Annotated in this window: 25 protein-coding genes and 1 riboswitch; of the genes, 17 read left to right on the top strand and 8 right to left on the bottom strand. The window is 71.4% G+C overall.

The window, feature by feature from the left end; genetic code table 11:
• Positions 1-17: 17 nt before the first annotated feature.
• Positions 18-635, bottom strand: a complete 618-nt coding sequence (gene ctaE / locus ACQP1V_RS30805; RefSeq protein ID WP_067128166.1) for an aa3-type cytochrome oxidase subunit III — start codon at positions 633-635, stop codon at positions 18-20.
• Positions 636-798: 163 nt separating this feature from the next.
• Here ctaE and ACQP1V_RS30800 point away from each other — a divergent pair, with 163 nt between their 5' ends.
• Both ACQP1V_RS30800 and trpD read left to right on the top strand, forming a co-directional pair.
• Complete coding sequence (locus ACQP1V_RS30800; protein ID WP_387408718.1) at positions 799-1,215, top strand: hypothetical protein; 417 nt, start codon at positions 799-801, stop codon at positions 1,213-1,215.
• A gap of 14 nt (positions 1,216-1,229) precedes the next feature.
• Positions 1,230-2,273 carry an anthranilate phosphoribosyltransferase gene (gene trpD, locus ACQP1V_RS30795; RefSeq protein WP_433413499.1) on the top strand — a complete coding sequence of 348 codons (1,044 nt, stop codon included), beginning with the start codon at positions 1,230-1,232 and terminating at the stop codon, positions 2,271-2,273.
• Between the two features lie 385 nt (positions 2,274-2,658).
• Here trpD and ACQP1V_RS30790 read toward each other — a convergent pair whose 3' ends face one another.
• The 4 genes from ACQP1V_RS30790 to ACQP1V_RS30775 form a co-directional block, all read right to left on the bottom strand.
• Positions 2,659-2,946 carry an Lrp/AsnC family transcriptional regulator gene (locus ACQP1V_RS30790; protein ID WP_067128174.1) on the bottom strand — a complete coding sequence of 96 codons (288 nt, stop codon included), beginning with the start codon at positions 2,944-2,946 and terminating at the stop codon, positions 2,659-2,661.
• A gap of 75 nt (positions 2,947-3,021) precedes the next feature.
• Positions 3,022-4,776 (bottom strand): DEDD exonuclease domain-containing protein, encoded by a 1,755-nt coding sequence (locus tag ACQP1V_RS30785; RefSeq protein ID WP_433413498.1) that lies wholly within the window; start codon positions 4,774-4,776, stop codon positions 3,022-3,024.
• Between the two features lie 14 nt (positions 4,777-4,790).
• On the bottom strand, positions 4,791-5,351 hold the full coding sequence (locus ACQP1V_RS30780; protein WP_433413497.1) for a GNAT family N-acetyltransferase: 561 nt from the start codon (positions 5,349-5,351) through the stop codon (positions 4,791-4,793).
• Positions 5,352-5,355: 4 nt separating this feature from the next.
• On the bottom strand, positions 5,356-5,589 hold the full coding sequence (locus ACQP1V_RS30775; RefSeq protein ID WP_433413495.1) for a hypothetical protein: 234 nt from the start codon (positions 5,587-5,589) through the stop codon (positions 5,356-5,358).
• A gap of 58 nt (positions 5,590-5,647) precedes the next feature.
• On the opposite strand from ACQP1V_RS30775, the gene ACQP1V_RS30770 reads away from it, so the two are divergent.
• The 8 genes from ACQP1V_RS30770 (at position 5,648) to ACQP1V_RS30735 (ending at position 15,501) form a co-directional block, all read left to right on the top strand.
• Positions 5,648-7,078 carry an alpha/beta hydrolase gene (locus ACQP1V_RS30770; RefSeq protein ID WP_433413494.1) on the top strand — a complete coding sequence of 477 codons (1,431 nt, stop codon included), beginning with the start codon at positions 5,648-5,650 and terminating at the stop codon, positions 7,076-7,078.
• Positions 7,068-7,535, top strand: a complete 468-nt coding sequence (locus ACQP1V_RS30765) for a hypothetical protein (protein WP_433413493.1) — start codon at positions 7,068-7,070, stop codon at positions 7,533-7,535. Before ACQP1V_RS30770 ends, ACQP1V_RS30765 begins: the two co-directional genes overlap by 11 nt.
• A 234-nt stretch (positions 7,536-7,769) precedes the next feature.
• Positions 7,770-9,086: an NYN domain-containing protein gene (locus tag ACQP1V_RS30760; RefSeq protein WP_387408724.1), complete on the top strand. Its 1,317-nt coding sequence runs from the start codon at positions 7,770-7,772 to the stop codon at positions 9,084-9,086.
• 126 nt (positions 9,087-9,212) lie between these two features.
• Positions 9,213-10,175: a C40 family peptidase gene (locus ACQP1V_RS30755; RefSeq protein ID WP_387408725.1), complete on the top strand. Its 963-nt coding sequence runs from the start codon at positions 9,213-9,215 to the stop codon at positions 10,173-10,175.
• An 864-nt stretch (positions 10,176-11,039) separates the two neighbouring features.
• Positions 11,040-11,198, top strand: a riboswitch (cyclic di-AMP (ydaO/yuaA leader).
• Positions 11,199-11,385: 187 nt separating this feature from the next.
• On the top strand, positions 11,386-11,814 hold the full coding sequence (locus ACQP1V_RS30750) for a C40 family peptidase (RefSeq protein ID WP_433413492.1): 429 nt from the start codon (positions 11,386-11,388) through the stop codon (positions 11,812-11,814).
• Between the two features lie 264 nt (positions 11,815-12,078).
• Entirely contained in the window at positions 12,079-12,936 is an 858-nt protein-coding gene (locus tag ACQP1V_RS30745) for a hypothetical protein (protein ID WP_433413491.1), read from the top strand.
• A 50-nt stretch (positions 12,937-12,986) separates the two neighbouring features.
• A complete protein-coding gene (locus tag ACQP1V_RS30740; RefSeq protein WP_433413489.1) occupies positions 12,987-14,288 on the top strand; it encodes a M48 family metallopeptidase in 1,302 nt (433 codons plus the stop codon).
• Positions 14,289-14,328: 40 nt separating this feature from the next.
• Positions 14,329-15,501 carry a glycosyltransferase family 4 protein gene (locus ACQP1V_RS30735; protein WP_433413488.1) on the top strand — a complete coding sequence of 391 codons (1,173 nt, stop codon included), beginning with the start codon at positions 14,329-14,331 and terminating at the stop codon, positions 15,499-15,501.
• A 174-nt stretch (positions 15,502-15,675) separates the two neighbouring features.
• Here ACQP1V_RS30735 and ACQP1V_RS30730 read toward each other — a convergent pair whose 3' ends face one another.
• On the bottom strand, positions 15,676-17,460 hold the full coding sequence (locus ACQP1V_RS30730) for an AMP-dependent synthetase/ligase (protein ID WP_433413486.1): 1,785 nt from the start codon (positions 17,458-17,460) through the stop codon (positions 15,676-15,678).
• Positions 17,461-17,743: 283 nt separating this feature from the next.
• Here ACQP1V_RS30730 and ACQP1V_RS30725 point away from each other — a divergent pair, with 283 nt between their 5' ends.
• The 7 genes from ACQP1V_RS30725 to ACQP1V_RS30695 all read left to right on the top strand — a co-directional run bounded on the left by ACQP1V_RS30725 (position 17,744) and on the right by ACQP1V_RS30695 (position 23,558).
• Positions 17,744-18,511 (top strand): metallophosphoesterase family protein, encoded by a 768-nt coding sequence (locus tag ACQP1V_RS30725; RefSeq protein WP_387408731.1) that lies wholly within the window; start codon positions 17,744-17,746, stop codon positions 18,509-18,511.
• Between the two features lie 14 nt (positions 18,512-18,525).
• Positions 18,526-18,963 carry an SRPBCC family protein gene (locus ACQP1V_RS30720; RefSeq protein ID WP_067128207.1) on the top strand — a complete coding sequence of 146 codons (438 nt, stop codon included), beginning with the start codon at positions 18,526-18,528 and terminating at the stop codon, positions 18,961-18,963.
• The gene (locus ACQP1V_RS30715) at positions 18,960-20,120 is read left to right on the top strand and encodes an ArsA family ATPase (RefSeq protein ID WP_067128210.1); all 1,161 of its coding nucleotides are present in this window, start codon (positions 18,960-18,962) and stop codon (positions 20,118-20,120) included. Before ACQP1V_RS30720 ends, ACQP1V_RS30715 begins: the two co-directional genes overlap by 4 nt.
• Entirely contained in the window at positions 20,117-20,587 is a 471-nt protein-coding gene (locus tag ACQP1V_RS30710) for a hypothetical protein (RefSeq protein WP_433413485.1), read from the top strand. The genes ACQP1V_RS30715 and ACQP1V_RS30710 overlap by 4 nt, the downstream gene beginning before the upstream one ends.
• 15 nt (positions 20,588-20,602) lie before the next feature.
• Positions 20,603-21,544 (top strand): ROK family glucokinase, encoded by a 942-nt coding sequence (locus ACQP1V_RS30705; protein ID WP_387408733.1) that lies wholly within the window; start codon positions 20,603-20,605, stop codon positions 21,542-21,544.
• 90 nt (positions 21,545-21,634) lie between these two features.
• Positions 21,635-22,348, top strand: coding sequence for an endonuclease/exonuclease/phosphatase family protein (locus ACQP1V_RS30700; RefSeq protein ID WP_433413484.1), 714 nt, complete (start codon positions 21,635-21,637; stop codon positions 22,346-22,348).
• A 70-nt stretch (positions 22,349-22,418) separates the two neighbouring features.
• Positions 22,419-23,558 carry a hypothetical protein gene (locus tag ACQP1V_RS30695; RefSeq protein WP_433413483.1) on the top strand — a complete coding sequence of 380 codons (1,140 nt, stop codon included), beginning with the start codon at positions 22,419-22,421 and terminating at the stop codon, positions 23,556-23,558.
• A gap of 270 nt (positions 23,559-23,828) precedes the next feature.
• Here the strand turns inward: ACQP1V_RS30695 and ACQP1V_RS30690 are convergent, their stop codons facing one another.
• Both ACQP1V_RS30690 and ACQP1V_RS30685 read right to left on the bottom strand, forming a co-directional pair.
• On the bottom strand, positions 23,829-24,269 hold the full coding sequence (locus ACQP1V_RS30690) for a hypothetical protein (protein WP_433413482.1): 441 nt from the start codon (positions 24,267-24,269) through the stop codon (positions 23,829-23,831).
• 12 nt (positions 24,270-24,281) lie between these two features.
• Positions 24,282-25,046, bottom strand: a complete 765-nt coding sequence (locus ACQP1V_RS30685) for an alpha/beta hydrolase (protein WP_067128228.1) — start codon at positions 25,044-25,046, stop codon at positions 24,282-24,284.
• Between the last annotated feature and the right edge of the window lie 18 nt (positions 25,047-25,064).

Genomic DNA, 25,064 nt, shown 5'->3' with positions numbered 1-25,064 from the left:
CGATCTCCCCGTTCCGATCATTTGATGATGTAGATGGTCGCGAAAAGGCCGATCCAGACCACGTCGACGAAGTGCCAGTAGTAGGACACGACGATCGCGCTGGTGGCCTGCTCATGGGTGAAGCGCTTCGCGGCGTACGTGCGTCCCAGAATGAACAGGAACGCGATCAGTCCACCCGTCACGTGCAGACCGTGGAAGCCTGTGGTCAGGTAGAAGACGGAGCCGTAGGCGCTGGAGGCGAGGGTCATGCCCTCCTCCACCAGGGTGCGGTACTCGTTCAGCTGGCCCGCGACGAAGATCGCGCCCAAGATGAAGCTGAAGATGTACCAGAACCTGAGCTTCTTGACCTGGCCCTTTTCCGCGGCCCATACACCGAACTGGCACGTCACGCTGGAGAGGATCAGGATGATCGTGTTCGCCGTGGCGTACGGAATGTCGAGATGGGTGTCCGGCCAGGGCTGGCCCTGGCCGAGGCTGACCGACCGGATGGTGAAGTACATCGCGAACAGCGCCGCGAAGAACATGAGCTCAGAGGACAGCCACACGATGGTCCCGACCTGGACCAGATTCGGTCGGCGGGTCCCGTAGGGCGTCGTCGTCGTTGTAATTGCGGATGCTGTCGCCACGGGCAGCATTATTGCGGCTCCCCTGGTCGGGTCGCCGCACGGCCCCCCGTTAGAGGCCGCTTTGCTCGGTTTAGAACCTCAGAATCCTGGCAAGAACCCTGGGCTACGCGTACGGCGGGGGCGCCGGTACCATCACGATGACCATACCCAGCGATTCGACAGTGAGCGTGACATGAGGGTTCTCGTCTACAGCGACGACGCAGGCACCCGTGAGAAGGTGCGGCTTGCCATCGGACGGCGTCCCGCAGCGGACGTGCCTCTCGTCGAGATCGTCGAGTGCGCCACCCAGCCGGCCGTGCTCAAGCATCTCGACTCCGGCGAGATCGACATCGCGGTCCTCGACGGCGAGGCCGCCCCGGCCGGGGGCATGGGGGTCAGCAGGCAGGCCAAGGACGAGGTGCACAACTGCCCGCCGATCCTGCTCATCATCGCGCGCAAGGACGACCGCTGGCTCGCCAACTGGTCCCGCGCCGACGCCGTCGTCGCCCAGCCGCTCGACCCCATGGCCGTCGCCGAGGCCGTTGCCGACCTCATGCGGCGCCGGCTGAACCTGACCGGATCGAACCTCCCCGCCCAGCCCGTCTCGTAACGGAGCCTCTCCCTATGGACTCGCGTACCACCTGGCCGTCCCTGCTGAACGCCCTGCTCGCCGGCGAGCACCTGAGCGCCGACGAGACGGCGTGGGCCATGGGCGAGATCATGTCCGGTGACGCCACCCCCGCTCAGATCGGGGCGTTCGCGGTCGCGCTGCGGGCGAAGGGGGAGACCGTCGCCGAGGCGTCCGGCCTGGCCAGGGCCATGCTGGAGCGGGCGGTTCCGCTGTCCATCGAGGGGCCCGTCGTCGACATCGTCGGCACCGGAGGCGATCGGGCGCACACCGTCAACGTGTCCACGATGTCGGCCATCGTCGCCGCGGCCGCGGGCGCTCGGGTCGTCAAGCACGGCAACCGGGCCGCGACCTCCCTGTGCGGCGCGGCCGACGTCCTGGAGCACCTCGGTGTCGTCCTCGACCTGTCGCCGCAGGCCACCGCCCGGCTCGCGGCCGAGGCCGGGATCGCGTTCTGCTTCGCGCCCGTCTACCACCCGGGCTTCCGGTTCGCCGGGCCGCCGCGCCGCGAGATCGGCATCCCCACCGTCTTCAACTTCCTCGGCCCGCTCACCAACCCGGCGCGGCCCACCGCCCAGGCGATCGGCGTCTTCGACGCCCGCATGCTCCCCGTGGTCGCGGGCGTCTTCGCCGAGCGCGGCGTGTCCGCGCTGGTCTTCCGGGGCGAGGACGGGCTGGACGAGCTCTCCACCGCCGGGCCCTCGCGGGTCTTCGTCGTCCGTGACGGCGCCGCCGCCGAGATTCTTTTCGATCCGGCGGACATCGGCGTGTCGCGGTCCCGGCCGGACGACCTGCGCGGCGGCGACGTCGCGTTCAACGCCGCGGCCGTCCATGACACGCTCGGGGGCAAGACCGGTCCGGTGCGCGACGCGGTGCTGCTGAACGCCGCCGCCGCCCTGGTCGCCTTTGACGGATCCGGCGACGACCTGGTCGCCGATCTCGGCGCCGCGTACGCCCGCGCCGCCGAGGCGGTCGACACCGGGAAGGCCGCCGCCTCGCTCAAGCGCTGGGTCGAGGTCAGCCGCTCCCTCGCCTCCTGAGCCGCGCGGGCGGGGATCCGCCCCACGAGGGAGTCCCGGTTCGCCGCGGAGATGACGCGTGCCAGGGGCGTGAGCCGTACCGTGCGCGCCTGCCGCGCCTTCTGCTCGCCCGCCTCGCTTGTCTCGCCCGTGGGTGGCCACCCGCCCTCTCCGAGGTCCGGCGGAGGCTCGCCCCGTACGGCGCCGCGCAGCGCCCCGGCGCGGCCCGCTCGGCCTCGGTCACGCCGCGGCGGACCCGGAGCCTACTCGGCCTGACCGGACGGGACGACGGCGCGCCGAGGAGCGGCCGCGCGGCGCGTGGGAACGAGCGGCGCTGTTCGGCGGCTCGGTGCCGGCGCGCGTCGTGCCCGGCGGCTGCCGAGACCCGGGTCCGCCTGCTGTGCGGTCAGTCGGCCTCGCTGAGGCCGATCGAGAAGGCCGCGTCGAGGTCGTGGCGGGAGTAGGTGCGGAAGGCGATGTGCGTCTCGGTCTGCTGCACCCCGGGCACCTTGTTGATCCGGCCGGGCACGATCTCGGCGATCTGTTCGTACCGCCCCACGCGGATCATGGCGAGCAGGTCGTACTCGCCGGTGATCGAGTAGACCTCGCTGACCCCGTCGAGCTCGGCGACCGTCTGCGCGACCTCGGGAATCCGGTCGACATCAGCCTTGATGTGCACGATCGCGGTGACCATTCGCGTTCTCCTGTGTCAGTCGGGGTTCATCGCGTACGGCCCGCGCCCCGGCGACGCGGGGGCGGGATCGATGGTTCATCGTAGGGGCTTGCCCTCACGCGGCTGATGCCCGGGGAGCCCCTGGTAGGCGCGTTCCATCCGGGCGCGCAGCCGGCCCGCGCCGTACGCCGGGAGGCTCCACGTGCCGTCCACCCGGACCAGCCGCACGCCGGGGGCCTCCAACCAGCGCAGCACGCACTCGGTCTCCTCCGCGCTGGCCGCCGGGATGGGGCCCGGACCCGGCGAGACGGTCTCGGCCGTGGCGACCAGGGCGTCGACGTAGGGCACCGGATGGGCGCCGCGCGGCATCACCCCCGCCGCGGCGAGCCGCCCGTGCCGTACTACGTGGATGTCCCACCCGCCGTCGAACGCGGGGGCGGCCGCCACCATCTGCGGGATCGCGGTGAGAGAGCGCAGCCGCTGCATGCGGGCGGCCGTGCGGACGTAGGCGGCGAGCCGGTCGCGGTCCACGGCCGCCTCCTCGTACCGCTGCTCCGCCGACAGGCGGCGCATCCTCGTCTCGATCGCGGAGACGACCACCTCGGGGTCGCGCTCCATCGCGTGCCGGGCGCTTTCCACGTGCCGTGAATAATCCCCCTCGCTCTCGCGGCCCTCGCAGGGCGCGCCGCACCGGCCGAGCCCGGCCAGCGTGCAGGCGGAGCGGCGGACGCGGGGAGAGAGCCGCTGCGTGCACTGCCGCAGCGGGATCGCCTCGTGCAGGGCGGCCCGCGCCTCGTCGGCGAGCCTGCTGCTGGAGAACGGCCCGAGATAGGTGCCGTGGTCGTCCTTGAGATCGCGGACGACGCTGAGCCGGGGGAACGGCTCGTCGGTCAGCTTGAGCCAGACCACGCGCTCCGGGAACCGGGACCGCTTGTTGTAACGCGGCTTCGCCGCCCCGATCATGCGCAGCTCGCGGACCTCCGCCTCCAGCGCGGTCGCGCACACGATCGAACGGACGCTCTCCGCGATGCCGACCATCTCGCGGACCCGCGGGCGGGTCTCGCTCGCCGTGAAGTAGCTCCTGACCCGGTTGCGAAGGTTGGAGCTCTTGCCGATGTAGAGCGCCTCGCCCTTGGCGTCCTCGAAGACGTACACGCCCGGGGCGCCGGGCACCGACTGGGCCAGGTGCCGCTTGCGCTGCTGCTCCGTGGTCGGGGCGCGGACGAAGGAGCGCAGGTCCTCCAAGGTGTGCACACCGTACGAGCCGACCCGGCCGATCAGGCCGTGCAACACGTCGACCGTCGCCTTGGCGTCGGAGAGCGCCCGGTGGCAGGGGTCGGTGACGCTGCGGAACAACCGGGCGAGGGTGGCCAGCTTGCAGTTGGGCGTCTCGTCCCGAGTGAGGACCCGCCGCGCCAGGTCCGCGGTGTCGACCATGGGGTTGGCCGGCGGCGGGTACCCCCCGGCGGCACACGCGGCCTTGAGGAACCCCATGTCGAAGGGCGCGTTGTGCGCGACCAGCGTGGCGCCGGCGGCGAACTCCAGGAACGCGGGCAGCACCTCGGGCATCTTCGGCGCGGCCATGACCATGGCGTCGGTGATGCCGGTGAGGACGGAGATGAACGGCGGGATCGGTCCGCCGGGGTCGACCAGCGTGGCGAACTCGCCGAGGACCTCGCCGCCGCGCACCTTGACCGCGCCGATCTCGGTGATGGCGTGCTCGGCCGCCGAGCCGCCGGTGGTCTCCAGGTCGAAGACCACGAACGTCACGTCCCGCAGGGGAGTGCCGAGCTCGTCCAGAGTGCCCTGTACCGCTTCCACGCGCCTGACCTTAAAGACGGGCACCGACATTCCCCACGGCAGGGCTACGCCTGAGGGGTCCACTCCCGCCGCAGCATGGCGTAGATCACCTCGTCGCTCCACTCGCCCTTGAACACCTCGTTCTCCACCAGGTGGGCCTCGCGGCGCATGCCGAGACGCTCCATGATGCGGGAGGAGGCGGTGTTGCGGTTGTCGCAGCGGCCGTAGACGCGGTGCAGGTCCAGGTCGGCGAAGGCGAGCCGGAGCAGCTCCTGAGACGCCTCTGTGGCGAACCCGCGCCCGTGGTAGGCGGGGTGGAAGACGAAACCGATCTCGCCCTGCCGGTGCTCACGGCTGCGCCAGAACAGGGAGATGTCGCCGATCAATGTTCCCGTCTCGCGCAGCTCGACAGCCATGTTGAGGGTGTCGTTGTCGTCGCTCAGGACGGCGTACCCGATCTTCTTCTCCAGTGCGGCCCTGGTCTCGTCGCGCGTACGGGCGTCCCAGTAGACGTAGCGGGCGACGTCGGGACGCGAGTGGAAGGAGTACAGCTCGTCGAGGTCGTCCATCGTGAACGGGCGGAGCAGCAGTCGGGGGGTTTTGATGGGGTAGGACGGGTTCAGCACCGGATCATCCTATTGGCGGCCCGGCCGCTTGCCGCGCGTCCCGGTCCAGTCTCGCCGCGACGCTCCTGAGGTCCTCGGCCAACAGGTGCAGCATCCCGCGCCAGCCGTACAACTCGCGGTCGAAACGCTCGGAGGCCGGGCCGGTCCACCCCGGGGATCGGCGCAGCCCGGCCACCGGATCCAGCAGATCGTCGAACCAGGGCGCGGCCCTGCGCATCGCGTCGCTCTCGAACGTCACGCGCCCAAGCCTGACAGAAGCGGGAACAGTGTGTGACCGATGCCCTACGATCCGCAACGTGACCAAGCTGTGGTTGGCCGACGCGCCGTCCCTGCGCGCGCTCGCCGCCCGCCTGGACGACGTGTCGGGCCGCCTCGCCCCGAGGGTGGGCGGCGCCCTTTCACCGGTGTTCGGCGCCGACCAGATCGCGCGCCACCCCGAGCTGGCGCACTACGCCGAGCGGCTGCGCGCGCTGCGGCGCTGGTGCGAGGAGACCTCGGCGGACCTGCGGCGCAGGGCCGCGATCGCCGAACAGGCCGACGCGCTGGCCCTCGACCCGGTGGAGCCGCCCGCGGTGCGCAGCGCGCTGGTCGCCGTTGCGTCCGGCGCGGCCGACGCCGCGCTGTCCGAACTACGGCTCCTCGTCGGTGCCCGGGGCCCCGGGCCCGGGCGTGACGAAGCGGTGGCCGCGTTCTTCGCCACGCTCGCGCCGGACACCGCGCTCGCGGTCGCCCTCGCCAGCGCCGCCCTGACCGGCCCGCTCGGCGGCGTGCCGTACGAGCTGCGGTACGCGGCGAACCGGCTGCTCATCCGGCAGGCTCGCGCGGAGGCGGAGGCTCTGTGGCTGACCGACCGGGTCGCCCTGTTCTCCCGGCTGCTTCAACCCCGCGAGGTGCCGGCCATGCGGGACGGGCGGGTCGTCTCGTTGCGGGTGCCCCGGCAGTTCCTGCTGTTCGACCCGAACGGGCAGGGCCGGGTCGCCGAGGTGTTCGGCGATCTCGCCTCCGCGGCGTCCGTCGCCGTCACCGTGCCCGGCACCGGGAACAATCTCGCGACCTATGCCGACGGCCCGGGTGCGAACGCGCTGGCCCTGCACGACTTCGCCGAGCGCTTCTCCGGGGGAAGGACGGCCACGATCGCCTGGATGGGATGCGACCTGCCGCAGACCTTGCCACAGGCGGCCTGGACGTCCTACGCCGAGGCCGGCGGGCCCCTGCTCCGCGGCTTCGTGACCGGCCTGCGCCTCGGCGACGACGTCCGCACCACCCTGGTCGGCCACTCGTATGGCAGTACGGTGACCGGCCACGCCGTGACCGCCGGGCTGCGTCCCGGCAACCTCGTCGCCGTGGCGAGCCCGGGGTGGGGGGTCTATTCGGCGGCAGCTCTGCGCGCTCCCGGCATCCGCCTGTACGCCCTGCGTCACCCCCACGACGTGATCGGCATCGCGCCCGTGGTGTCGCTGCTGTCGAAGGCGGGGCTGCTCGGCCTGCTGGCCACCGCCTGGACGGGCCACGGGCAGGATCCCATCCTCCTCGACGGCGTCACCCGTCTGGCGACCGGCACGGACCGCGATCTCGTGCAACTCGGCCTCGACATCGACGCCCACGGCGACTACTTCACGACCACAGGCAGAAGCAAGCTTGCGACCAAGAACATCGCGCATGTGATCGCCGGAGATCAGAGACCGATGCCATTCGGCGTTGGGAGGGACGGGACCGATGAAACGTAAGATGTTTGTCCCTCTCGTCGTCATTATTGTCGTATTTGCCCAAGGATGCGTGATGGTGGATAAGAAGCTGCCTTCTCTGGCCGACGGGCTGCGCATGATGCTCGGGGCACTGGATGAAACGGTGGCGGCCGGGCTTGACGGAGCGGAGCCCTATCTGAAGACCAGGAGGCCCTGGCAATGTGATCAAGCACAAAAGAGGTCATTCAGCTCTAGCTACGATGTCAAGGCCAGAGATCCTCGCTCTGTCGTCAAGGCCGTCGGCGCTCATTGGCGCAGTCGGGGCTACCGCATTCAAGAGGAAAATTCGGGCGCTCCAAAACATCCCGAGATATATGCGGATGCCGATGTATTTGAGCTCGGCATCGTCGGCTTCCCTGAGCGGGGGGAGGTGTGGATACACGGCAACACCGTGTGCTTGGCGGGGGAGGTGCCGGAGGACTGGCGGGACGTCCGGTAAGGGGGTGTCCTCTGGAGCGACAGTCACGGGTCGGCGGGTCCGTCCTGAGTCCTTATCGCAACCAACCGGTTGGCTGAAGTCCGTTAACCTCGCAGTTCGTGCATCGTAAGGGAGCCCCCCGCGATGCCAAGAGAAGGCCCGGGCGGCGGACGCGCGGGCCAGGGTGATGCCCCGACCCGGCCAGGGGCACGGCGGCCGTACCCTTTAAAAAGGACAAGGATGAGGAGCAAGCGGATGAGTTCAGCCGGAGAGGGCCTGTCTCGTCCGCTGCCGGAGCAGGTGCGTTTACACGTGGTGGAGCTCGCGGCTCAGGTTCTGGGGTCCATGCCGGCAGCCACGATCCCGCCTCAGTTGCGCGGCATCGCCAAGTTCGACCCGCGCAAGCGCGCCCGCCTCGGCGGCGCGCCGATCGCCGCCCTGCTCGAGTCGGACAAGGAGTTCCGCGAGACGGTCGCGGAGACGCTCAGGTCCGCTTGGCCGGACCTGGCGACGGGCCTCGCCGAAGGCGTGGTCCCGGCGGCGGCCGATCCTGTGCTTGTCGCCGCCGCGGCGTACCTGATCCGCCCTCAGGACTGGCCGGATCTGGTCGAGCGCGCCCGTGAGGACCTGGAGCTGACCACGTCGGCCGAGGCGGAGCGGGACCAGGTCGAGGCGCGGCTCCGCGAGCAGCTCGCCGCCCAGCGCACGGCCGCCAAGGAGGAGGCCGAGCGGCTGCGCGAGCAGATCAGAGCCGCCCGCGGGGAGAACGCCGACCTCCGGCGCAAGCTGCACGACGCGCGTGAGCGGGCCAAGGCGGCCGACCAGCGTGCGGCCGAGCTGGAGACCGAGACGGTCGAGGCCAGGGCCAGGGTGGCGAACGCCAGCGGCGCGGCCGAGACGGAGATCCGCAGACTGAAGGAGCGCCTCGCGGACGCGGAGCGGCAGCTTGAGGCGAGCCGCCGCGCGGCCCGCGAGGGACGCAGCGTGGAGGACGCCCGCATCCGCGTGCTCATGGACGCGTTGCAGGACGCCGCCGCCGGGCTGCGCAAGGAGCTGGCCCTGCCCACGATGATCAGCAAGCCGGCCGACTACGTGTCGGCGGTGGTCCCGGGCGCGCCGAGCGTGCGCGCGGTGCCCGCCAGGGCGCTCGCCGACGACGATCCCCAGCTGTTCGACCAGTTGCTCGCCATTCCCAACCTGCACGTCATCATCGACGGCTACAACGTCACCAAGACGGGCTATCCGACGCTCACGCTGGCGGACCAGCGGGCCCGGCTCCTCACCGGGCTCGGCGGCCTCGCCGTACAGGCCAGGGTGGAGGTGACCTGCGTCTTCGACGGAGCGGAGCTCAACGGGCCGGTGCAGGTGTCGGCTCCGCGCGGGGTCCGGGTGATGTTCAGCGCCCCGGGTCAGATCGCCGATGATCTCATCCGCCAGCTCGTCAAGGCGGAGCCCGCCGGGCGCGCCATCGCGGTGGTCTCCTCCGACCGCGAGGTGGCCGATTCCGTACGCCGGATGGGGGCGCGGCCGGTGCCGTCGCTGCTGTTGCTCCGGCGTCTCGGCCGTGCGTGATCACTGAGGGTTCCCTGCTGGTCGCCATAGGTGATGAGCGGTGCGAATACCTGCGAATAGGTTGAATCACCATGATCGCCTGAGTAAAGTCGCGCCCCAGATTTGTCTATATCGAAGGGGACGTCAGTGCGAGGGCGTGTACCCGCGGTCGTTGTCGGCTTGGCAGCTGTGGCGCTGCTGTTGCCAATAACTGGCGCCCAGGCCGACCCCAAGCCCACGGTCGCGCAGGCCAAGGCCAAGCTGAAGAAGCTGAACGAGCAGGCCGACAAGGTCGTGGACCAGTACAACGCGGCCAACGAGAAGTGGAAGAAGGCCAAGAAGCAGTACGCCGAGATCAACGCCAGCTACACCAAGAAGGCCGAGAGGGTCGACGTACTGCGCGAGAGTCTGGTGACGGTCGCCACCAGCACGTACCAGACCGGAGACATCGTCTCCATGGGGCTGCTCTACAGCCCGAACCCCGAATCGATGCTCAGCGGCCTCGCCGCGCTCGACCAGCTTTCGCAGGGGCGGGCCCGGCAGCTCAACGAGTACCAGGGCGCCATCGCTGATCTCAAGAAACAGCGGGATCAGAAGAAGGGCGTCTACGTTGAGGCCACCAAGGTCAAAGCCGACCTCCTCAAGGAGAAGAAGCAGGCCGACCAGCTGGTCAAGGAGCAGACCGAGCTGCTGCGCCGCATCGGGGCGTACAACCCGGGCAACACCAACAGCGCCGGTGCCGTGTATTCCGGGCCCGCCTCGGGTAACGCGCTCGCCGCGCTTCAGTTCGCCTACCGGCAGATCGGCAAGCCGTACCGGTACGGCGCGACCGGGCCGGGCTCGTGGGACTGCTCGGGACTCGTCCAGGCCGCGTGGTCGGCCGGCGGGGTGTCGCTGCCACGGACGAGCTATGAGCAGTGGGCGTGGGGGGCGAGCCGCAAGGTCCCGCTCAACGCGCTGCAGGCCGGCGACCTGCTCTGGCATGCCGGGCTCGGCCATGTGGGCATCTACGCCGGAAACGGCAAGGTCGTCCACGCTCCGCAGACGGGTGACGTGGTGAAGGTCGTCACGCTGGCCCAGTACAACGCGATGGGGGCGGTGCGCCCTTGATCCGTGCCGCTGGATAGCGGACTCTCGATCTGGCGGGACACCGGCTGACCGGTGTCCCGCTTCGCGTATGCGGCCTTGCTCTTCCGGCTTGGCCGGGTCGGGCGCTTCGCCGGAAGGAACCCGCGGTCCTCGCGACGCCCGCGGGCCAACGCTGCGGTCCTCGCTCCCTACCGCTCCGCGCCCGCGATCCTGGTGATACGTATGCGGACAGCGCGCCGGCTCACGTGCCCTGCCCGCCCCCAGGGGCCCGTCACGTCGCCCGGAGGGCCGTTACCGGCCCCACGCGGACTCCGTTGCGTGGCGCGCACCCACGCGGCCTCGCCCGAGGCCCCGCCGTCCGTCCGCCCGGCGCGCGAACAATGACGGCGTGTCGTCGGCGCGTGCGGTGCCCCTCGCCCATTCGCCGAAGCGCGGGCTGGGAAGGCGATGGAGACAAAAGATCCATCGCGAAGTACGCCGGCTCGCGCAGGGCTGGATTATGACTTCCGATCTTTAGTGAGAAATGTGATAACTCTCACACCGAAGTGGATCAAAATGGGGCCGTTGACGATCTTCGTGGCGTAAAGGCGAACGCCGGAATCGATCTCGCAATCGGAGTGATCGATGTGGCCGATGTGGCCAATTTGTGGTGTGATGCGGCAAATGTGAGCAGGGTCACATCGACTGTCCGGAAATATCGGCTACCCAGGGGTTTCCGCTTGCCCGGATCGTTTATTCGATCTTTATTTCTTGGTTAGGCCTTTGCCGTCTTGTGGCACGAATCGGTAACTTCTGGGCCGCGGTGAGCGCCACGCCACCGCCGCGAACAACGGTCCGACGCCGTGTTCGCGCAGCATCCGTCGCCAGCTTCGGGACTTCCTGAGGTGAAGCGACATGCCGAGTCCGTGCAGTCAGGAGGCACGGAGCCGGGGAACCATCGACCTTCTGCCGAAGGTCCGGGGTGAATCGGCGCGCTTCGCGCCGTAGGGCGACTTCCCCGCCCGAACCCGTCAGCTAACCCGGTAGGCGCAAGCGGAAGACCCTAGGAGCGATCCTGTCCAGCACCCCTGCACGTCTGTCCCGCCTTGCCCGCGTCACCCTGGGCGGCGCCGCGATCGGCGTCTCCTTCGGGGCCGTCGGCGCCTCCCCCGCCTCGGCCGACCCCGTGACGGACGGCCTCACCATGGAGAAGGTCACGACCACGAGTGCGACGGCCCTGACGGAAGCCGAAATGTCGGCCACCGTGACGGTCGCCACCGCGCAGACCTCCAGCCGCCAGTCCAAGGCGGCCCGCCAGCAGCAGCTGGCCCGCAAGGCCGTCGAAGTGGCCAAGAAGCAACTCGGCGACCCGTACCGATGGGGCGCCAGCGGCCCCGGCGCGTTCGACTGCTCGGGCCTCGTCCAGTACGCCTGGCAGAAGGCCGGCGTGGACATCCCGCGCACCACCTGGTCACAGCGCAGCGGTGTGAAGAAGAAGGTCGCCTGGAGCAAGCTCAAGCCCGGTGACCTCATCTTCACGAGCGGCGGCGGCCACGTCGGTATGTACGTCGGAAAGGGCAAGATGATCCACTCGCCGCACACCGGCGCGGTGGTCCGCATCGACAAGCTCGACGCCTACCGCAAGAGCAGCTTCGTCGGAGCGGTCCGCCCCGGCAGCTGAGAACACAGGAGCGCCCGCCGATGGGCGGTGAGCGTCCGATGCCGACAGCCGTTCCCCCGGGCTGTCGGACCTGACGCTCCCGACGTGCCCCCAGGAGCGTCCCCGCCCATCGGCCGGGTACGTCCGGCAGAAGAAGACCCCATCCCGGGCGCGCCCGGGACGCCCCCCGGCCGGGGTGGGGTCTGACCGGACACGCCTCGCGGCCCCGTCCCTCGTCCAGAGGGGCGGGGTCGCGGCATATCCGGCGACCCGTACGATTTCCGCATGCTCGCTCTGGCCCGCCTCACGGCGGCCGTGCTGGTCGTGGCGTCGGTGACCGGCCTGGCCGCCGACGCCCCACCCGACCGGGCCTTCGCCACGGCGCGGACGGTCATGGGGGAGCACCCCGAGATATGGGTCGGCGCCTCCATCGCCAGGGGGAAGCACGCCGTCGTCGTCACCGGGCATGCGGCGTCCACGCCGCCGTCCCTCTCCACGCCTGGGGCCCGTGCCGGAGCCGGGCTCGCCGACGTGGCCGACTCCGCTCGCCGTACGGTCGCCCGGGTCTGGGGGCAGGTGGACGCGGTGATCCTCGTCCCGGCGACCGACGAGCAGGCGGAGGTGCTCGCGTCGCCCTCCGGGGTGGCGGGCCTGGCCGCCCTGGCCGACGTCGACCACGTGATCGTGGCGCCGTCCGGGTTCGGCCGGCTCTCCCCGACCGGCCGCCGGGTCGTGCTGGCCCACGAGCTGACCCACGTCGCCACCGGCGCCGCGCTCTCCGGGGACATGCCGGCCTGGCTGGTGGAGGGCTTCGCCGACTACGTCGGCTATCACGGCAGCGGCCTCACGGCGCGGGCGGTCGCGGCGGAGCTCACCGCCGAGGTCCGTTCCGGAACGCCGCCCGTGGCACTGCCCGGCCGCGAGGCGTTCCGGCCCGGCGGGCCGCGGCTCCCGCAGGCGTACGAGGAGGCATGGCTGGCCTGCCGGTACATTGCCGACCGGTACGGGGAGCACGCCCTGGTGGCTCTCTATCGGGCGGCGCGTCGCCACGGCATCACCACGGCGCTGGTAGAAACGTTAGGCACCGATCTGGCGGAGCTGACCGCGGCCTGGCGAGGATACCTGCGCCGCGAGCTCGCCTGATATGGCCCGCCCGCACGAGAACCGCCGCGGACTGCGAAGGGGTGATGGGGATGTCACAGAGCGACGTCGCCGGACATGTCGGCCGCTCCAGAGCCGGACGCTACTCCGGGAGCCGGGCGGCGGCGATCACGCTGCTCGCTCTGGGCGCGGCCCTGCTGGCGGTCGTCGCGGTCACGACCCCGTGGCGGCCCCTCGGCCCCGACGCTCCGGACGTGCGCGCCGAGCCCGCGCTGGACTTCACCCGCGCCCAGCTCGACCGCGCCGACGCCTTCGACGCGGCGACGTCGCCTCCCGGCTACCTGTCGCTCGCGCTGACCCTGCTCATCGGGGGAGTGCTCGTCCTCACCCCGGTCGGCGCCCGGCTGATCGGGCGGCTCAGGGGACCCTGGTGGATCAAGGCGATCATCGGCCTGCTCGGTGTCTACGTCGTCTCGCTGGTGCTCAGATGGCCGCTCGGCATGTGGATGGAGGGCGTGCTGCGGGACTACGGCCTGTCCACGCAGACCTGGGGTTCCTGGTCCGCCGACCGGCTGAAGAACTTCGCCCTCCAGATCGTGCTCTCCGGCATCGCCGTGCTGGTGATCGTCGCACTCGCCCGCAAGTGGCCGCGCGCCTGGTGGATCCCCGCCTCCGTGGGCGCGTTCGCGCTGACCGTCGTGGTGTCCTTCGCGTACCCGGTCGTGGTAGAGCCGATGTTCAACAACTTCACGCCGCTGCCCGCCGGGCAGCTGCGCACCGACCTGCTCGCCATGGCCCAGAGGGACGGCGTCCCGGTCAAGGACGTGCTGGTCGCCGACGCCTCCCGCCGCACCACCGCGCTCAACGCGTACGTCTCCGGGTTCGGGGCCACCCGCCGCATCGTCGTCTACGACACGCTGGTCAGTCAGCCGGAGCAGGAGGTCGAGCTGGTCGTCGCGCACGAGCTGGGCCACGCCAAGAACGACGACGTCCTGTACGGCACGCTGGTGGGCGCCCTCGGCGCAGCGGCGGGCACCTGCCTGCTCTTCCTCGTGTTCCAGGCGCTGCGCCGCCGCGCGGGAGTCTCCTCGGCGGGCGACCCCCGGGCCGTCGCGCTGCTCGTCGGGCTCATCTCCCTCGGCACCGTGCTTTCCGGGCCGGCGCAGAACGTGGTGAGCCGGCAGATCGAGGCCCGCGCGGACGCGCACGCGCTCGACCTCACCCGCGACCCGGCCCCGTTCATCGCCATGCAGAAGAGCCTGGCGCTGCGCAACATCTCGGACCTGTCGCCGAGCGCCCTGGACTACATGCTCTACGCCTCACACCCCTCGACCGCCGAGCGCATCGCGATGGCACGGTCCTGGGCGCGCCTCAATGGCGTGCCCCGGCCGTGACGCGACGACCGTGCAGAGCGGCGGACCCGGAGGAGGGGCCGTGGACAGGACCCTGTTCGTCACCAACGACTTCCCGCCGAGGCCCGGGGGCATCCAGGCGTTCGTCCACGGGCTGGCCTCCCGCCTCGACCCGGCGTCGGTCGTGGTCTACGCCCCACGCTGGAAGGGGTGCGAGGCGTTCGACGCGCGGCAGCCGTACGAGGTGGTGCGGCACCCGACCTCGCTCATGCTGCCGGGGCCGTCGGTGGCGCGCCGGGCCGCCGAGCTGGCGCGGGACTGCCGCACCGTCGTCTTCGGCGCCGCGGCCCCGCTCGGCCTGCTCGCCCCCGCCCTGCGTGAGGCCGGGGCCCGGCGCGTGGTCATGCTGACGCACGGCCACGAGGCGTCCTGGGCCCGGCTGCCGATCGCCCGCGACCTCCTGCGCCGCATCGGCGAGGGCGCGGATCTGGTCACCTACCTGGGTGAGTACACGCGCGGCCACCTCGCGCCGCACATCCCCGACGCCAAGCTCGTACGGCTCGCGCCGGGCGTGGACACCGCGACCTTCCACCCGGGCGCCGGGGGAGCGCGGGTGAGGATGTCGCTGGGGCTCGGTGAGCGGCCCGTGGTCGTGTGCGTCTCGCGGCTGGTGCCGCGCAAGGGCCAGGACACGCTGGTCCGCGCCTGGCCGCTGGTCCGCGCCCGGATCCCGGACGCGATGCTGTTGCTGGTCGGGGGCGGCCCCTCGCGCGGCGCACTGCGGCGGATGGCGGAGGGGAGCGGGCTCGCGGACTCCGTCGTGCTCACCGGCTCCGTGCCCTGGGCCGACCTGCCGTCGTACTACGACGCCGGCGACGTCTTCGCCATGCCGTGCCGTACCCGCCTGGGCGGGCTGGACGTCGAGGGGCTCGGCATCGTCTACCTGGAGGCGTCGGCGACCGGCCTGCCGGTCGTCGCGGGCGCGTCCGGCGGCGCCCCCGACGCCGTACGGCACGGCGAGACCGGACTGATGGTCGACGGGACGTCGCACGAGGAGGTGGCGGCCGCACTCGTCGAGCTGCTGAGCGATCCCGCGCGTGCCCGCGCCATGGGGGAGCGTGGCCGAGCGTGGATCGAGGAGGAGTGGCGCTGGGACCTCGTGGCCGCCCGGTTCACCGGCCTGCTCGCGCCCGGCCGGGTGGAGGAGGCCCCACGGGGCCGGGCGCTCCCGGAAGCCGGGGAAGCGCAGTCCTAGCGGCCGCCGGAAGCGTTCAGCAGTGGCGACCGGTATCCGGTGGCCGGAAAGTCCGTCCGCGGCACCCGGGCCACGCCCATCGTGCCGCCCGCGGCCCTGCGCGGGCGGCGTACAGCGGGCGGCACATACGCGAGGAGGCGCCGGACCTGGCGGGTGGCGTCCCGCCAGGTGGAGTTACGCGTACAGGTCGTCGATCTGCTTGGCGAAGTCGCGTGCCACGACGTGACGCTTGATCGACTGCTTCGGCGTGACGTGGCCGGAGTCCTCGCTCAGCTCGATGTCGAGGATGGCGAACTTCTTGATCTGCTCGGCCCTGGAGACGGAGAGGTTGGCGTTGTCCACGGCCCGTTGCACCTCGGCCACGACGGCCGGGTCGGAGCAGAGCTCGGCCATGGAGGCGCCGGTGCGCCCGTTGGCCGACTTCCACTGTTCCATGGCCTCCGGGTCGAGCGTGACGAGCGCGGCGACGAACGGCCGATCGTCGCCGACCACCATCACCTGGCTGACCAGCCGGTGCGCCCGGATGCTGTCCTCCAGCGGGCCGGGGGCGACGTTCTTCCCGGCCGCGGTGACGAGGATCTCCTTCTTCCTGCCGGTGATCCGCAGGTAGCCGTCCTTGTCGAGCTCGCCGACGTCGCCGGTGTGGAACCAGCCCTGCGCGTCGATGGCCTCCTTGGTGGCCCGCTCGTTGTTCCAGTAGCCGCCGAAGACGTGGCGCCCCTTGACCAGGATCTCGCCGTCGTCGGCGATGCCGATGGTGACGCCGGGGAACGGCTTGCCAACCGTGCCGACCTTGTTCGCGCCCGGGATGTTCACCGACGAGGGCGCGCTCGTCTCGGTGAGGCCCCAGCCCTCGAACACCTCGATGCCGACGCCGCGGAAGAAGTGACCCAGTCGCTCGCCGAGGGCGGAGCCGCCGGAGACGGCCGCGCTCAGCGCGCCGCCGGTCGCCGCCCGCAGCTTGCCGTACACGAGCTTGTCGAAGAGGGCGTGCTTGAGGCGGAGGCCGAGGGAGGCGCCGCCGGAGCTCTCCGCCTTGCTCCACTCGATCCCGACGTTCACGGCGGTGTGGAAGATCTTGCCCTTGCCCTCGGAGGTGGCCTTGAGCTCCGCGGCGTTGTAGACCTTCTCGAAGACACGGGGCACCCCGAGCAGGAAGGTCGGCTTGAACGTCTGCAGGTCCGGTGCGACGTTCTTCATGTTGGGCGTGTGCCCGATCACGGTGGCCGTCTCGATGAGGACGATCTGGATGATCCTCGCGAAGCTGTGCGCGAGCGGCAGGAACAGCAGCGCGGCCCGGTCGTGTACGTCGAACAGCAGCTCCAGCGGGCCCTGCGCCACGTTCCGCGCGGTGAACAGCAGGTTGTCGTGGCTGAGCATGCAGCCCTTGGGCCGGCCGGTGGTGCCGGAGGTGTAGATGATCGTGGCGAGGTCGTGTCCGCCCCGCGCGGCCCGCCGTTCGGCCAGCGTGTCATTGGAGACGTCGGCGCCGAGCCGGGTCAGCTCCTCCAGCCCGCCGCCCTCGATGCGCCAGAGCGCGGTCAGGTCGGGCACGGCTTCCTTGACCGTCTGCTCGTGCGACTCCATCTCGATGACGGCGCACTTGGCCCCGCTGTCGGAGATGATCCACTTCACCTGCTCGGCCGAGGAGGTCTCGTAGATCGGCACCCCGACCCCGCCCGCGGCCCAGATGGCGTAGTCGACGACCGTCCACTCGTACCGCGTACGGGACATGAGCGCCACCCGGTCGCCGGGCTCGACGCCGGCGGCGATCAGCCCTTTGGCGACGCCCGCGACCGTGTCACGGAACTCGCGCGCGGTCACCGCGACCCAGGCGTCGCCCTCCTTGCGGCGGATCACCACGGCGTCCGGTTCGTCGACGCCGCGCTGGAACACCGTATCTGTGCAATTCGCGGACAACGGGACGTCCACCAGCACGGGAACGCTGTACTCGCGCACGGTCACTCCTTCGGGCGCGCTCCTGACATCTTCTTGACCGAGGCTGGAGCGGGCATCGGCTTCACCGGACGCTACCGTGCGAAGTTACGCGTGGGTAGATCCGTCACAGAGGCGTTATCTGCGCATTCGCACGCTATCAGGGCGGTCGTCGGGGCTCGTGGGACCGGGCGTTCCGTGGGGGAGACCGGACTCGCTCCTTACTCGCCGGCACGATCCGAAGGTTCGAACACACGATCGGGGCGGGCGCCGGACCGGCTCGGGCGCCGGTACTACGATGTCCGGCATGAGGGTGCATGTCGTCAGCGACGTCCACGGCCGGGCCGACGCCCTGGCTCGGGCGGGCGACGGCGCCGACGCCCTCGTATGCCTGGGCGACCTCATCCTCTTCGTCGACTACGCCGACCACTCGCGCGGGATCTTCGCCGACCTGTTCGGACGGGAGAAGGCCTCCGAGTTCATCGGGCTGCGCACCGCGGGCCGGTTCGACGAGGCGCGGGCCATGTCGGCCGCGCTGTGGGCCGCGCTCGACGGAGACCCCCGCGACCACATCGAGGCCGCGGTCCGCCGCCAGTACGCCGAGATCTTCCAGGCGATGCCGACGCCCGCCTACATGACGTACGGGAACGTGGACGTCCCGCGGCTGTGGCCGGAGTTCGTCCGCCCCGGCCACGTCGTCCTCGACGGCGCCACCGCCGAGATCGGCGGGCTCAGGTTCGGCTTCGTCGGCGGCGGGCTGCACACCCCCTACCGCACGCCGTACGAGATCGACGACGAGGAGTACGCCCGCAAGGTCGAGGCGCTGGGCGAGGTGGACGTGCTGTGCTGCCACATCCCGCCCGCGATCCCCGAGCTGCTCTACGACGTCGTCGCCCGCCGGCTGGAACGCGGCAGCGAGGCCACCCTGGAGGCGATCAGGAGGACGCAGCCCAGATACGCGCTGTTCGGGCACGTCCACCAGCCCCTGGTGAGCAGGACCCGGGTGGGTCGCACCGAGTGCGTCAACGTTGGTCATTTCCGCGGGCGCGGCACACCTTTCGCCCTGGAATGGTGAAGTACGGTTAGCCCATGGCTGATCGAACCACGTCGAGCATCACGATCGACGCCGACCCGGCGTCCGTCATGACCGTGATCGCCGACTTCCCCGCCTACCCCGAGTGGGCCGGCCAGGTGAAGTCCGCGAGCGTCCTGGAGACCGCCGAGCAGGGCCGGGCGGCACGCGTCCGGTTCGCCCTCGACGCCGGGGTGATCAGCGACGACTACGTCCTCGGCTACGAGTGGATCGACGACACCGCCGTGAGCTGGCACATCGTCGAGCCCGGCAAGATGGTCTCCGGTCTGGACGGCAGCTACCGCCTCACCGAGACCTCCGGCGGCACCGAGGTGACGTACGAGCTGGCCGTGGACCTCAAGGTGCCGATGATCGGCATGATCAAGCGCAAGGCCGAGAAGGTCATCGTCGACACGGCCCTCAAGGGGCTCAAGAAGCGCGTCGAAGGCCGATGAGGGTCCTCCTCTTCACGGGGAAGGGCGGCGTCGGCAAGACCACCGCGGCGGCGGCGACCGCGACCCTCGCGGCGGAGCGCGGACTGAAGACGCTGGTCGTCTCCACGGACACCGCCCACTCCCTCGCCGACGCGCTCGCCGTGCCCGCCTCCGGAGAGCCGGTCCAGGCGGCGCCGGGGCTCTACCTCCAGCAGGTCGACACGCAGAAGGCGCTCGAACGCCACTGGGGCGAGCTGCGGGCGTACGCCAGAAACGTGCTCCAGGAGCTGGGCCTGGACGAGGTCACCTCCGAGGAGATCACGGTCCTGCCCGGCGCCGAGGAGATCATCGCGCTGCTCGAACTGCGCGAGCAGACCCGCGACGGCCGCTGGGACGTCGTCGTGGTCGACTGCGCGCCCACCGCCGAGACGCTGCGGCTGCTCGCCCTCCCCGAGGCCCTCGACTGGCACGTCAACCGGCTGCTCCCGGGCCTGCGGCGGGTGCTGCGCGCGGTCTCGCCGGTGGTCAGGCACATCGCCAAGGTGAGCGCCCCCGAGGGCGCCGTCATCTCCGCCGGAGAGCGGCTGCACCGCGGCCTGATGGAGGTCCGTGAGCTGCTGACCGGCGACAACGCCTCGGTCCGCCTCGTGCTCACCCCCGAGGCCGTGGTCGTCGCCGAGGCCCGGCGCACGCTGACCTCGCTCAGCCTGTACGGCTACCGCGTGGACGGGGTCGTCGCCAACCGCGTCTTCCCGGCCGACGACGCCGACGACTGGCGGCGCGGCTGGGTGGAGGCGCAGGCCAGGCAGCTCGCGGAGATCCACCACTCGTTCGCGCCCCTGCCGATCCACACCGTCCCCTATCTCCCGGCCGAGCCGGTGGGCCCGCGCGCTCTGGCGGAGGTCGCCGCCGCGCTGTACGGCACGGCCGACCCGTTCGCCCCACCGAGCGCCGAGCCGCCGATGCGCGTCGAGGCCGACGAACTGGTCCTCGCCCTCCCGCTGGCCGACAAGGAGGCCGTGGATCTGGCTCGCAAGGGAGAGGACCTGATCGTCACGGCGGGCTCCTACCGGCGGGTGATCGCCCTTCCCGCGGCACTGGCCCGCAGGGGGATCGCCGGTGCCGTGCTCCGCGACGGGCACCTCCGGGTACGGTTCGAGACAGGAGGGGCGAAATGACAGAAAACAATGCCAACAACGGGTCCAACGACACCCAGGGCACCAACGGATCCCCGCGACAGGACCCGCTCGGGTCGATCGCGGAGGAGGCCATGAAGCTCTTTGACACCCTGCAGCGGCGGGTGGGCCGCGAGCTGGGCAAGGGTTTTGTGAAGGGCGGCGTGAGCGGGCTCGGTGACGCCCTGGGCGGTGGTCTCGGCGGCGCGTTCGGCACCGGCCGTACCGACGACGTGTGGGGAGAGGCGGTCGCCGCCGACGAGCACGACGAGTACATCTGCCGGGCCTGCCCGGTCTGCCGGGTGATCGCCGCGGGCAAGGAGTCCGGCGGCGACGTCACCGACCACCTGATCGCGGCGGGCGGCGAGCTGGTCACGGCGCTGCGCCAGGCGGTGGACGCCCTGCAGCAGCGGGCGACCCCGCCCAAGCGGCCGGACGAGCCGCGTGTAGAGCACATCGACCTGGGCTGACAGAGGTTTCGAGCAATGGCCTTGACCATCGGCGTGGACATCGGCGGCACGAAGATCGCTTCGGGTGTCGTCACGGAGGACGGGCGGATCCTCGACCGCGCCCTGCGGCCGACGCCGGCCGGCGGCCCCGAGCTGGTGGCCGACGCCATCGCCGACGCGGTGACCGAGCTGGCCCGGCGGCACGCCGTCGAGGCCGTCGGCCTGGGGGCCGCCGGGTTCGTGGACGAGACCCGGTCGATCGTCCGGTTCGCCCCCAACCTGGTCTGGCGCGAGGAGCCGCTGCGCAAGAAGGTCGCCGAGCTGGTCGGCCTCCCCGTCGTGGTGGAGAACGACGCCAACGCCACCGCCTGGGGCGAGTACCGCTTCGGCGCGGGCCGGGGCGAGAGCCACGTCGTGTGCGTCGCCCTCGGCACCGGCATCGGCGGCGGCGTCGTCCTCGGCGGCGCGCTCTACCGGGGCCGCTGGGGCATGGGGGGCGAGCTCGGCCACATGCAGATGGTGCCGGAGGGCCTGCCCTGCGGGTGCGGCAACCACGGCTGCTGGGAGCAGTACGCCAGCGGGAACGCGCTCGTGCGGCAGGCGCGGATCAACGCCGCCGCCGACCCGTCCTCCGCGGCCCGCCTGCTTGAGCTGGCCGGCTCCGCGGACGCCGTCGTCGGGCAGCACGTCACCGACGCCGCCAGGGACGGAGACGCCGCCGCGCTCGCCGCGTTCGAGTTCCTCGCCGACTGGCTGGCCCAGGGTCTGGCCGACCTGGCGGCGGTCCTCGACCCCGGCTGCTTCATCATCGGCGGCGGGGTCTCCGGCGCCGCGGACCTGTTCCTCGACCGGGTCCGCGCCGACTACGCGGCCCGCCTCACCGGGCGTGGGCACCGCCCGCTCGCCGGCATCCGCGCCGCCGAGCTGGGACCGGCCGCCGGCATGGTGGGCGCCGCCGACCTCGCCCGGCTCCGCTGACACCGCCGGTGCGGGACCGCGCCGGGCATGTGACGTACGGACGGGAGTCGGGAGCGAGCGCTGGCAGCCATCAGGATCGCCACCTACAACGTGCGGGCGGGGCGTGATGACCGCCGAGCGCTCGTGCGGGTCGTCAACGCCATGCGGCCCGACGTGCTGTGCGTTCAGGAGGCCCCGCGGCTCCCCGGCAGGCGGCGCCGCCTCGCCCGGGAGACCGGCCTGACGATCGCGGCGGGCGGCCGCGCCTCCGGGGCGCGCCTGGCCGGTACGGCGGTGCTCACCGGGCCCGCCGTACGGGTGTTGCACGCCGCGGAGCACCGGCTGCGCTGGTTCCCCGCGCTGGAGCCGCGCGTCGTCGTGTTCGCGGTCGTCGAGAAGGACGGCCTGCGGCTCGCGGTGTGCTGTTTCCACCTCGACCTGCACCCCGGGGCGCGGCTCCGGCACGCCGCCGAGATCGTGCCGATCGTGGAGCGCCTCGCCCGGGTCTTCGAGGCGCGCGCCGTCCTGTGCGGGGACGTCAACGAGGAGCCCGGCGGGCCCACCTGGGGCTACTTCGACCGGCGCTTCACGGACTGCTACGGGGAGTCGCCGAAGGGGGAGGGCGGGACCTTCAGCGCCAGGCGGCCGGCGAAGCGGATCGACGGGATCTTCGCCGCCCCCGGCCTCGCCGTGGCGTGCTGCGGAGCCGCGGACGCCGACCCCGCCGACCTCGTGATCGCCAGCGACCACCGCCCCGTGGTCGCGGACCTGTACGGAGACACGCTCGGCGGCGCGGTGACCGGACCTGCCGGGAAATCGGGCTAATAGGTCACATTCGGGACCGGAATCGTGACCTCGCGCACACGGGTCACTCCCGCCACCGTACGATTTGTTCATGACCCGCCGCCACAGACGGCGCGCGGCACCGCTTGGTGTGCTCCTCGCCGGTCTCGTGGCCGGCTTCCTTCTGTGCGCCACATCGGTGGCGCCCGCCTACGCCGAACCCGGGAGCCCGGAGTCGGGCAACCAGGCCACGCGCAGCCGTACGTCCTCCGCCAAACTCCAGGCGGACGGCTCCCTCTCCGACGTCGCCGGACTCTCGGAGAAGGACGTGTGGGCGGTCGGCCAGCAGGACGTCTGGGACTTCTGGCAGAACCAGGGCGTCATCACGCACTGGAACGGCAGCTCCTGGACGGAGGTGGGCGTCCGCAACGACACCACGGGCGCCGGGCACCTGCGCTCCGTGGCCGCCGCCTCCAAGAACGACGTGTGGGCGGTCGGTGACGGCCACGACGGCCTGCCGTACGTCGCCAGGGGAAACCGCGACGGGTTCGACCGGCTCACCGTGCCGCAGCTGCGCGGCGGCGACTGGATCGGCGCGGTCGCCGCGACGACCGGCAGGGTGGTGCTGGTCGGCAGCCGGGACGGCCGGACGCTCGTCGCCGAGGCGACCGCTCCCTCCTGGACCGGCTGGGAGACCGTGCAGGGGCCGGCCGGCGCCCTGTACGGCGTCGGCCTCACCGGCAAGTCGGAGGGCTGGGCGGTCGGCGACTCCGGCTCCCGGCCGCTGATCCTCCGGCTCACCACGACCGGCTGGAAGGTGTCCCACGTCCCCGTGGTGAAGGGCGGCTTCCTGCGCGACATCTACGTCCAGAGCCGCAAGCGCGCGGTCGCGGTCGGCGGGGTCTACCAGCCCTCCGGCAAAATCACGCCGCTCGTGCTGTCCTGGGATGGCGAGAGCTGGACCAGGGAGAAGCTGCCCGTCGCCCAGGCCGAGCTGTACGGCGTGGCCGGCGACGGCGCCGGCGCGTTCTGGGTGTCGGGCTACGATCCCGGGCGGCCCGGGACGGCCTTCCTGCTCACCTACACCGGCTCGAAGTGGAAGGTCGTGCACGGTGACTCGGTGCCCGACCGCACGGTCCGCCTGCAGGCGGTGACCCGGGTCGGTGCGACCACCATGGCGGTCGGGCACACGCTCGACGCGAACGACCGCTACCACGACGTGGTCGAGACGTTCGGCGCCTCGGCCAAATAGCGCGTGCGCCGCCTCTGACCGGTGCGCCGCGTCTGACCACGGGGCCGCTCATCGTGGCGGTCGGTCTCCCGTCGCTTTCGGCTCCGCGCCGGTCGCGGGGCATCCCGGCCGCCCGTCCCCGAAATCGAGCCGGGTGGGACGCACCTCCGGCGCTGCCCTGTGCGTACGGATCTCGCCGGGAACGGAGGTCGCCTGGCCGTCGTCCCGAAGCCGCCCGGAGGTCGGGCGCAGGGCCCGGCCGCGGCCGGGCGGCGGAGGACAGGCAGGAGGTCAGATGACGGCGCCGTCGTCCCAGCCGGAGTCGGCGGGCGGTCCGTCGCCCATCCGCACCACGAGGGCCACGAACCCGCCGATGAACGCCGCCACGGCGGCGAAGACGATCCAGCCGTCCATCGGCCAGCTCAGCAGGGCCGCGAGCAGCAGGTACGCGGGGCCGCCGAAGAGGGCCGCCCACGCCAGCTTGGCGACGCCGTCCGCCTTGGGCAACGGGGGAGGAGGCGGAGGGATGTAGTGGTCCTCGTCGTCGACAGGCTCTTGGACGGCCGCTTGGACCGGCTCGGTGTCCTCCTCCTCTTTCTTCTCCGCGGGGGGCTCGTCCGGGACGTTCTCCCGGTCGGGCCATGGTTGACCGGCCGAGGTGTCCTCGGCCTTCTCATTGAAAGAGGCGACGATCTGACGCCAGACCTCGTCCTCGTCACTCTGTGGCGTCACTTCGATCCCGGGTCAGGAGTCCTTCGTCAAGGGTACCGACGCATGCGTGCGAATGAAGTCGAGGCTCCCCGCAAAGATCGTGGGGGCATCGTTGTCCAACGTGGCGACGTGGTAGCTGTCGGGTAGTTCTCTGATTTCCAGATTGTTCCCCATCCGTTCCCGGAGGAACTCCACGCTCGCCGGTTTCACCACGTGGTCCTGAGGACTCCGGTACACCAGCACCGGCTGAGTGATCCGGTTCAGGTCCTGCTGAACGAGCCTCCAGAAACGTGGCAGCGTGGCGGCGGCCCGGACCGGCGTCCGCGCGTAGCCGAGCTCGGTCGCACCCTCTTTCTTGATGTCGCCCGCCACGCCCGGAACCGACCGCAGGAACCATTTCAGCACCGGAGCCAGCCGCAGGATCGGCACGTCGTTCACCACGGACGGATTGACCACGACCACACCGCGCACCAACTCGCCGTGCACCTCCGCGAGCCGGAGCGCCATGCACCCGCCCATCGACAGGCCCATCACGAACACCTCGGCGCAGGCGCCGCGCAAATCGGCGAACGACTTGTCCAGCTCGGCGTACCAGTCCTCCCAGCGGGTCCGGCTCATCTCCTGCCAGGTCGTGCCGTGGCCGGGAAGCCGGGGAAGGGCGACGGTCAGCCCGGCCTCCGCGAGGTATTCGCCCCACGGCCGCAACGCCTGGGGTGATCCGGTGAACCCGTGGCACAGCAGGACGCCGATCTCGCCCCCATCATGCTGGTACGGCTCGGCGCCGGAAAGCAGCGGCATGAGAGAACCTCCGTGTCG

The sequence above is a fragment of the Microtetraspora malaysiensis genome (assembly GCF_050947145.1).
GTDB lineage: Bacteria > Actinomycetota > Actinomycetes > Streptosporangiales > Streptosporangiaceae > Microtetraspora_A > Microtetraspora_A malaysiensis.
This window is presented reverse-complemented; position numbering and strand designations above follow the sequence as displayed.

Bases quoted from the DNA above. Each gene is read 5' to 3' on its own strand.
- ctaE (WP_067128166.1), bottom strand. From the start codon at position 635: ATGCTGCCCGTGGCGACAGCATCCGCAATTACAACGACGACGACGCCC.
- ACQP1V_RS30800 (WP_387408718.1), top strand. From the start codon at position 799: ATGAGGGTTCTCGTCTACAGCGACGACGCAGGCACCCGTGAGAAGGTG.
- trpD (WP_433413499.1), top strand. From the start codon at position 1,230: ATGGACTCGCGTACCACCTGGCCGTCCCTGCTGAACGCCCTGCTCGCC.
- ACQP1V_RS30790 (WP_067128174.1), bottom strand. From the start codon at position 2,946: ATGGTCACCGCGATCGTGCACATCAAGGCTGATGTCGACCGGATTCCC.
- ACQP1V_RS30785 (WP_433413498.1), bottom strand. From the start codon at position 4,776: ATGTCGGTGCCCGTCTTTAAGGTCAGGCGCGTGGAAGCGGTACAGGGC.
- ACQP1V_RS30765 (WP_433413493.1), top strand. From the start codon at position 7,068: ATGAAACGTAAGATGTTTGTCCCTCTCGTCGTCATTATTGTCGTATTT.
- ACQP1V_RS30760 (WP_387408724.1), top strand. From the start codon at position 7,770: ATGAGTTCAGCCGGAGAGGGCCTGTCTCGTCCGCTGCCGGAGCAGGTG.
- ACQP1V_RS30750 (WP_433413492.1), top strand. From the start codon at position 11,386: ATGTCGGCCACCGTGACGGTCGCCACCGCGCAGACCTCCAGCCGCCAG.
- ACQP1V_RS30745 (WP_433413491.1), top strand. From the start codon at position 12,079: ATGCTCGCTCTGGCCCGCCTCACGGCGGCCGTGCTGGTCGTGGCGTCG.
- ACQP1V_RS30740 (WP_433413489.1), top strand. From the start codon at position 12,987: ATGTCACAGAGCGACGTCGCCGGACATGTCGGCCGCTCCAGAGCCGGA.
- ACQP1V_RS30725 (WP_387408731.1), top strand. From the start codon at position 17,744: ATGAGGGTGCATGTCGTCAGCGACGTCCACGGCCGGGCCGACGCCCTG.
- ACQP1V_RS30720 (WP_067128207.1), top strand. From the start codon at position 18,526: ATGGCTGATCGAACCACGTCGAGCATCACGATCGACGCCGACCCGGCG.
- ACQP1V_RS30715 (WP_067128210.1), top strand. From the start codon at position 18,960: ATGAGGGTCCTCCTCTTCACGGGGAAGGGCGGCGTCGGCAAGACCACC.
- ACQP1V_RS30710 (WP_433413485.1), top strand. From the start codon at position 20,117: ATGACAGAAAACAATGCCAACAACGGGTCCAACGACACCCAGGGCACC.
- ACQP1V_RS30705 (WP_387408733.1), top strand. From the start codon at position 20,603: ATGGCCTTGACCATCGGCGTGGACATCGGCGGCACGAAGATCGCTTCG.
- ACQP1V_RS30695 (WP_433413483.1), top strand. From the start codon at position 22,419: ATGACCCGCCGCCACAGACGGCGCGCGGCACCGCTTGGTGTGCTCCTC.
- ACQP1V_RS30685 (WP_067128228.1), bottom strand. From the start codon at position 25,046: ATGCCGCTGCTTTCCGGCGCCGAGCCGTACCAGCATGATGGGGGCGAG.